The 7,783-nt window shown below is 63.8% G+C and carries 6 protein-coding genes; 2 read left to right on the forward strand and 4 right to left on the reverse strand.

Annotation, left to right across the window (positions count from 1 at the left end; all coding sequences use genetic code 11):
- The 4 genes from DYI24_RS16605 to DYI24_RS16620 form a co-directional block, all read right to left on the reverse strand.
- Positions 1 to 397: cyclic nucleotide-binding domain-containing protein (locus DYI24_RS16605; protein ID WP_164573084.1), on the reverse strand; the 397-nt coding region annotated here is incomplete at its 3' end.
- Positions 398 to 538: 141 nt separating this feature from the next.
- Entirely contained in the window at positions 539 to 1,075 is a 537-nt protein-coding gene (locus DYI24_RS16610; RefSeq protein ID WP_164573085.1) for a hypothetical protein, read from the reverse strand.
- Between the two features lie 2 nt (positions 1,076 to 1,077).
- Positions 1,078 to 1,299, reverse strand: a complete 222-nt coding sequence (locus tag DYI24_RS16615; RefSeq protein WP_349627789.1) for a PqqD family protein — start codon at positions 1,297 to 1,299, stop codon at positions 1,078 to 1,080.
- A 16-nt stretch (positions 1,300 to 1,315) separates the two neighbouring features.
- Positions 1,316 to 2,359: a radical SAM protein gene (locus tag DYI24_RS16620; protein ID WP_164573087.1), complete on the reverse strand. Its 1,044-nt coding sequence runs from the start codon at positions 2,357 to 2,359 to the stop codon at positions 1,316 to 1,318.
- A 122-nt stretch (positions 2,360 to 2,481) separates the two neighbouring features.
- On the opposite strand from DYI24_RS16620, the gene DYI24_RS16625 reads away from it, so the two are divergent.
- Together DYI24_RS16625 and DYI24_RS16630 are read left to right on the forward strand one after the other, a co-directional pair.
- On the forward strand, positions 2,482 to 5,799 hold the full coding sequence (locus tag DYI24_RS16625; RefSeq protein WP_164573088.1) for an adenylate/guanylate cyclase domain-containing protein: 3,318 nt from the start codon (positions 2,482 to 2,484) through the stop codon (positions 5,797 to 5,799).
- Positions 5,800 to 6,014: 215 nt separating this feature from the next.
- A partial coding sequence (locus DYI24_RS16630; RefSeq protein ID WP_164573089.1) for a DEAD/DEAH box helicase occupies positions 6,015 to 7,783 on the forward strand: 1,769 nt, incomplete at its 3' end.

Consider the following 7,783-nt stretch of genomic DNA (forward strand, 5'->3'; position numbering starts at 1 on the left):
GATGAGGCTGCGTGTCGATCAGATCGAGGAAATCGCGCCGCGCGATCGACAGCAAGACGGAGTCGCTGTGGGCGATGGCGTCTGTCGTCCGCGGCAGCCCGTCCAACACAGCAACCTCGCCAAAGATCTCGCCATTGCCGATCAGATTGAGCATCGCGGTGCGTCCATCGGCCGAACCCGAGCTCACCCGGATCGCGCCTTCGACCACGATGAAGAGAGCGTTGGCGGTGTCTCCCTTGAGGAAGATGGTCTTTCCTCGTCTGAACCGGACGATACAGGCGGATCGACAGAGCTGGTCGAGCGCGTCGGGCGCAAGATCCTGAAACAGCCGGTGGGCACGGACGACATCAATTATCTTGGTCGACCTGCGACCCAGGTTCGTTGTCATCGATGTCATCAGTGTTTCGACGGGCCAAGTCCCCAACGAGACTCAAGCCCGTTCCTCCTCACCCGACACGTTTGCCGGGGCCGCTTGCCTGCCACAGAGCGGAGGTCTCCGCTCTGCCGTCCAGAATGGTTGGTCACAATGCCAATTTGATCATCCTAGCCGATCGGCACAGCGAACCGGCTGATAGATCTGCTGACTGTTTGCGGCACCGCGCTCGCGATCACGATAGCTCGACAGATCGTGGATCAGACGGGCAAAATCAGTACCCGCGTGCATCGCATCGTTGAACGTCTGTAGCGCCGCGAGCGTCCGGAATGCCCAGATCGTGCGGTAGAGGCCACTGCCCTTTTCACTCGTCGACGAAACCGCGTAGGTCCCGCGATAGGTGACCCCCTCGGGGGTTACCTGATCGAGTTTCTGTTCGTTGGCGATCAGCCATTTCCGAAACTCGTCATGCTTGTTGAAAGGAACATCGTAGCCCCACTCGATCACCAGAGCTCCCAGCAGAACGCTATCATTCAGGAGGCTCTCGATCTCCTGCTTGCCTTCGCCATGCTTGAGAAGATCGCAGAATGGGAAGAAACCGCCCGATCGGACCTCCGGCTCAATTGCCGCTACGGTTGGGGGCACCAGCGTTTCGCCAGCAATCAAACTGGCAGCAAGTCCGGAGGACTCGATGTTGGACATGATCAATCTCCTTGGTGTGTCAGTTCGATCAATCCCTGTTCCTGCAATCGTTGAAGTCCAGCTCTGAGGTGATTTCGTGCATCCTTCTCCGGGTTCTTGGTCGCAACCTGTGCAACGTACTTTTGCTCGATCTGCTCGGCGGTGCTGCCGTCGCAGAGCTCGAGGATAAACCACGCGTTCAGGTTCAGCATGAACAGCTTCGGCGGATCAGGCCGAAACACCACGCAGCTCTTCATTTCCTTAAGTGGTCGCAGTCGGAGGTTTTGGGTGTGGTTGTAACAGCCATTCGGGTAGGACACGCAGGTCTACTCCCCTGTTCAGCACCTTATCGAACGGATCGGGGGCGTCCCAAGCCCCGTGAAACGCATAAGCCGTCGCACGGCACCCTCCGTGCGAACCTTGGCTGGATGCACAACTCGGACAACTATCCTTGACGCGCCCGGATCTGAGTTCCCGGTAGAGCGGATGCTCCCACGTCTCCATGAAGGAGATCCGCTTGATGTTGCCGTAGTTGACGTACTCGCGCAGATAAGCGCAGCCGATCGAATCTCCGAAGGCGTTCACCGCCGCCATCTGCCAGCAGGAGTTGCCGTCATTCGGATGCCATGACTGCATCAGCTTCATGCCAGGCGGCAGGCGGAGCGCATCGAGGGCCGCGTGCATCTCCTCCAGGGACAGCGCGAACTCCGCCCAGCGATACTTCATCCGGCCGAGGGGATAAGGGCGCAAAACCCCAGCAGTTTTGACCCCAAGCCGTTCGGCAAGATCGATGTAACCCTGAAGATCGGCAACGTTCTTGCGGCTGAGGATGCACAGGGTCTGTACCTCGATGCCGGCCTGCAGCATGGAGCTGATCCCGTCGCAAGCACGAGCGTGGCTTCCGGGTACACCCGTGATCTCATCATGCACCTCCGCTCGGGAGCTGAACAGATCGACCAACACGATGCCGACACGGATATCGCTCAGGTAGCGAGCCGTCTGCGGCGTGATCAGCGTGCCGTTGGTACGCACCTCGGTGAGAAAACGGCCAGATGCGGATGCCAAAAACGGCAGGAAGTCCGGCCGGTGAAATGGCTCACCGCCCTCGATGTAGAGATAGATCACGCCGAGTTCGGCAATCTCATCCAGAAAGCGTGACCAATCTTCGTTGCTCAATTCCGCTCCCGCCTTGTCAGGCGAGCAATCGGAATAGCAGTGCTGACACGCGAGGTTGCAGGTCTCAGTAAAACAGATCGAGAGCTTCAGCGGCTGCTCGAGGGCGAACGGATTCTCGATTTGCGCCATGGCCTTGAACCATTTCGCTGTGAGATGAACGAATCTAAGCCCCTGTCGTCCAATGTTCGATCGTTCGAGATGGGAGTGAGCTAATCATACTATCGTCTAAATAGCAACGGACACTAATCAGTATGCGTTGCTCTGCCTGCGGCTTCTCGGCCCCGACGGAGGCGAGCTTCTGCCCACGTTGTGGCGCAAAGCTCAGCCTGCATTGCCAGAGTTGCGGATTTCGGAGCCCGCTCGGGTCGCACTTCTGCGGCGGCTGCGGCGCTTCCCTCATCGAGGCTTCCGAGACGGCCGTCACCGGTGCGTCGGGCGGCTTTGCGCACGTTCGCAATCAGCGACCCGAGCGGCGCCAGGTCACGATTTTGTTCGTCGATATGATCGGCTCGACCGAAATGTCGGTCCGTCTCGACGAAGAAGACTTCAAGGACGTCATCTATTGCTATCGCGACATCTGCGCGAGCGCGGTACGTCAGTTCGATGGCTGCATCGTCCGCTATATCGGCGACGGCATCCTTATATGTTTCGGTTTTCCCTTCGCCCATGAGGACGATCCGATTCGGGCCACGCGCGCCGGCCTGGCACTTCTCGACAATCTGCAGCGCTTCAATGCCGAAGAGGAGATGAAGGCGATCCACGTGCGGATGGGCATGCACACCGGAATCGTCATCGCAGGCGACCTCAGATCCTCGGACAGTTTCGAGGCAATGGGTATCCTCGGCGAAACGCCCAATATTGCCTCGAGGGTGCAGAGCCTCGCCGCTCCTGATCGTTTGGTAATCACCAATCAGACTGCGCAACTCCTCGGCGAATGTTTTGGTCTGATCGATCTCGGATTGCAGCAGGTCCGCGGCGTCGATGAACTGCTGCATCTGTTCGAGGTTTCCGGCGAGCGGACTGAGGCGGTCCGGGAACGGCCTGCCGCAAGCCACAAGATGATCGGGCGCCAGCAGGAACTGGCGCTGCTACAGGACCGCTTCTTCCGCGCACAGGACGGTGAAGGCCAGGTCGTGCAGATCACAGCCGAAGCGGGCGCCGGCAAGACCAGGCTGGTGCGGGAATTCAAGGCCCGGCTCGAGCCGGCAGCGTTTCTGCCGATGACCTGTTACTGCTCGGCATACAGCCGCTCCAGCGCTTTCTATCCCATCATCGAGATGATCCGTCGCGTCGTGAGACCTCACGGCGAGGCGGATGCCGACGAATTGGCGGCGAATCTGCAGCGCGCCTTCGTCGGCTTGGAGACGATCACCCCGGAGGCCGCGGCGCTGGTTGCCGAGCTACTCGAGTTGCCGGTTTCCGCCGCGATCAAGGACATCCCGCCGGCCCGGCGGCGCGAACTGCTGCTGGAAGTGCTGACGCAGTGGGTCCTGAGACAATCCGAGGACGTTCCTGTGGTCCTCGTCATCGAGGATCTGCATTGGGCAGACGCGTCCACCACCACCCTGCTCCGGCACATCGTGGAACGGCTCTCGAACTGGCGGGTGATGGCCATCTTCACGTTCCGCCCGGAATTGACGGCCGAATGGCTGCTGGGACCGCAGGTGACCCGGCTGGGCCTGCGCCGCCTCTCCAAGAACGAAGCAAGAGCGCTGACCGCACAGATTGCCGAGACCTCGACCGTCCCGGAAGACATCATTGCGTCGATCGTCGCCAAGACGGGCGGAATTCCGTTGTTCATCGAAGAGCTCACCAAAGCGGTTCTCGCCGGGGCTTCTTCCGCCGACCATGATCCGGTGCGACTGACGGCGCTCGTCGACAGCATTCCATCCACGCTCCGTGGCTCGTTGGCGGCAAGGCTCGACCGCCTTCAGATCGCAAAGCCGCTGGCGCAGGTCGCCGCGACGCTGGGCCGGACGTTCGACAGCGAAGTGTTGGCGGCCGTGACCGGAGAGAGTCAGCCCGCGCTCCGCGCGCAGCTCGACGAACTGTTGCGCCAGGGCTTCATCCATCAGCACGGAACGCAGGTTCAGGCCAAATACTCGTTCAAGCACGCCCTGATCCAGGAGGCCGCCTATGACTCGCTCCTCAAGAGCGAGCGACGATCGATGCATCGCAGAATCGCGGAAGTCATCTCCACCCAATTCGCTGATGTCGTCGCGGCGACTCCCGAGGTCCTGGCCGAGCATTATGCAGCCGCGGATCTTGCGGAAGCGGCGATCGCGCATTGGGAGGCGGCCGGCAACAAGGCCGCCGAGCGCTCAGCCAATGTCGAGGCTGCCAGCCACTTTGCCAGTGCTCTTGCGATCCTTCGCCGATTACCCGACACGGCCGAGCGGGCACGGCGAGAACTATCGCTCGAATTGGAGCGCGGCTCGCAACTTCTCGCCATCAAGGGGAATGCCGCGCCGCAGGTGGAGGAAGTCTTCACCCGTGCCTATCAGCTCAGCTGGAGACTGGGCGAGCACCGGCTGCTGTTCAGGGCCCTTTATGGGCTCATGATGTTCTTCATCGTGCGAGGTCAGCTCGAAAAGGCGCATCAATGCGGCGTGCGCTTGATCGAACAGGCAGAACGCGCCGGCGACGACGGCCTTCAGTTGCAGGCCAAGCGGCCGCTTGGCCTGACTCAGTTCTACCTCGGCCAATTCGGTAGCGCGAAGGAGACTTTGCAGCAGGCGCTGCAGCTGTACGATCCCGATCGGCATCATCACCATCGGTTCGAATATGGCTCCGATCCGGCGGTTCTCGCGCAATGCAATCTCGCCTGGACCGAGTGGTTCGTCGGTTTGCCGGATACGGCCATCGCGGACAGCGCAGAGGCGATGGCGCGGGCGATCCAGCTCAATCATCCCCACAGCCTCGGCTTCGCGCTCAGCTTCGAGGCCTCGATCCGGCAGAGCCGTGGTGAGCCGAACGAAGCGCTCCAGGCCGCCGAGCAGGCAATTCAGATCGGCCAGAGCTATCGCTTCCCCTACTGGAGCGCTTGGGGGCGGATCTTGCGCGGCTGGGCCATCGGCAGGCTGGTCCGCCCGGCAGCGGGCGTAGCCGAAATCAAAGCCGGGCTGGACGATTATCGCGCCACGGGCGCCGAGCTGATCCGGCCCTACGGCCTGATGCTGCTCGCCGAGACCGTCGCGGCCGAAGGTGCGGTCGAGGATGCGTTGGCTTTGCTGAACGAGGCGCTCGACATCACAGAGGCCAACAAGACGCTGTTTTGCGGGCCAGAGCTGTACCGGCTTCGCGGATCGCTGTTGCTGGCGGCGGACCCGCAGGATGATGCGGGCGGCCACGACCTTGAGAAAGCGGCCGATCTGGCGCACGCGCTCGGCTCGCCGATGCTGGAATTGCGGGCCCTCGTCAGTCTCGTCTCGGCTTCGCCGCCGCGGGACAGCTCGGCTCCGCTCCAGCGGCTCGGGCGGCTGCGCGATGCCATGACCGAAGGCTTCGCCACCACCGACCTCACCGAGGCCGCGCGCGTCATCGAACTGGCGGCAACGCATCGCCGCTAGGCGATCGTGGGCGCCGCAGCCATTACAGGGGACTTTTGGGCCCCTCATCGGACCTGGGTGAGGAACCAATGGCGCCGGGACCAGGATTAGCCTAAAAGAGCGCAACCTCCCATCATCGGCGGCTTGTTGCGACGTGCATCGTCCAAGGCCCGCCGGTCGACCGATCCGGTCCCGGGATTTCCCATTCGGCGTGATCGCCCAGAAGGTTGTCGTTCGTGACATTTCCGACCAGTCCCCCGCCGCTCGCGCGAGCTTTGGCGGAGCGTAATTATCTCCAGGCGACGCCGGTGCAGAGCGCGGTGCTGGCGCCCGACACGGTCGGCCGCGACCTTTTGGTGTCGGCGCAGACCGGCTCCGGCAAGACCGTCGCCTACGGGCTGGCGATCGCGCGCGACGTGCTTGGCGATGCCGAGCAGTTCGAGCCCGGCGCCGCGCCGCTGGCGCTGATCGTGGCGCCGACCCGCGAATTGGCGCTGCAGGTGCACCGCGAGCTGAGCTGGCTGTATCGCCACGCCGGCGCCCGCATCGTCTCCTGCGTCCGCGGCATGGACCCGCGGCGCGAGCAGCGCGAGCTGGCAGACGGCGCCCACATCGTGGTCGGCACGCCGGGGCGGCTGTGCGACCATCTGCGCCGCAACCGGCTCGACGTCTCGCAGCTCAAGGCGGTGGTGCTCGACGAGGCCGACGAGATGCTCGATCTCGGCTTCCGCGAGGACATGGAGTTCATCCTCGAGACCACGCCCGAGACCCGCCGCACTCTATTGTTCTCGGCGACGCTGCCGCGCGGCATCATCGCGCTGGCCAAGACTTATCAGCACGACGCGATGCGGATCGAGGTCGAGGGCGCCGAGGGCGGCCACGCCGACATCGAGTATCGCGCCATCCGCATTGCGCCGAGCGACGTCGAGCACGCCGTCGTCAACGTGCTGCGCTACGTCGAATCCCCGACCGCGATCGTGTTCTGCAACACCCGTAGCGCCGTCACGCATCTGCAGACCGCGCTGCTGGAGCGCGGCTTCGCCGTGGTGGCGCTGTCCGGCGAACTCACCCAGAACGAACGCACCGGCGCGCTCAACGCACTGCGCGACGGCCGCGCCCGGGTCTGCGTCGCCACCGACGTCGCGGCGCGCGGCATCGATCTGCCGAACCTTGGCCTGGTCATTCACGCCGAGCTGCCGAACGACGCCGAAGTGATGCAGCACCGCTCCGGCCGCACCGGGCGAGCGGGCAACAAGGGCATCAGCGTGCTATTAGTTCCGCCGGCGCGGCGGCGGCGCGCCGAGCTGCTGCTGCAGCTCGCCGGCATCGAGGCGAACTGGGGCACCGCGCCGCAGGCCGACGAAATCCGCAGCCTCGATCAGCAGCGCATGCTGCAGGACCCGCTGTTCACCGAGGAGCCGACCGCCGAAGATCAGGCGCTGGCGCAGGCGCTACTCGCCGAGCGCTCGCCTGAACAGATCGCGGTGGCGCTGGCCAGGGTGGTGCGCGCCCGGATGCCGGCACCGGAGGACATTCTCGATCCCGGCGAACGCCCGGTTCGCAGCCGCGATGAGCGCGGCGGCAAGGCCGCGCGCGAGCCGCGCGATCACGAGGCGCGCGACAAGGCGCCGCGGACGCGCTCGGCCAAGGCCGGCGAGAAGCACGCGATGACCGGCGGCGTGTGGTTTCGCGCCGCGATCGGCAAGCGCAAGAACGCCGAGGCGCGCTGGCTGCTGCCGATGATCTGCCGCCGCGGCGGCATCACCCGGCAGGACATCGGCGCGATCCGCATCCTCGACACCACCACCGAGTTCGAGATTTCGCCGGCCGCTGCGGACGCGTTCGCGGCGCAGATCAAGCGGCCGGATCACGACGACAACATCCGGATCGAACCGCTGATCGGCGCCAAGCCGATTCCGCCGCGCGATGACAAACGTCCGCCGCGGCAAGATGCGGACCGCAAGCCGGATCGCGAGGCGCGCCGTTCCCAGCGCCCCGACTCGTG

It is taken from the genome of Rhodopseudomonas sp. BR0C11 (assembly GCF_010820945.1).
GTDB lineage: Bacteria > Pseudomonadota > Alphaproteobacteria > Rhizobiales > Xanthobacteraceae > Rhodopseudomonas > Rhodopseudomonas palustris_H.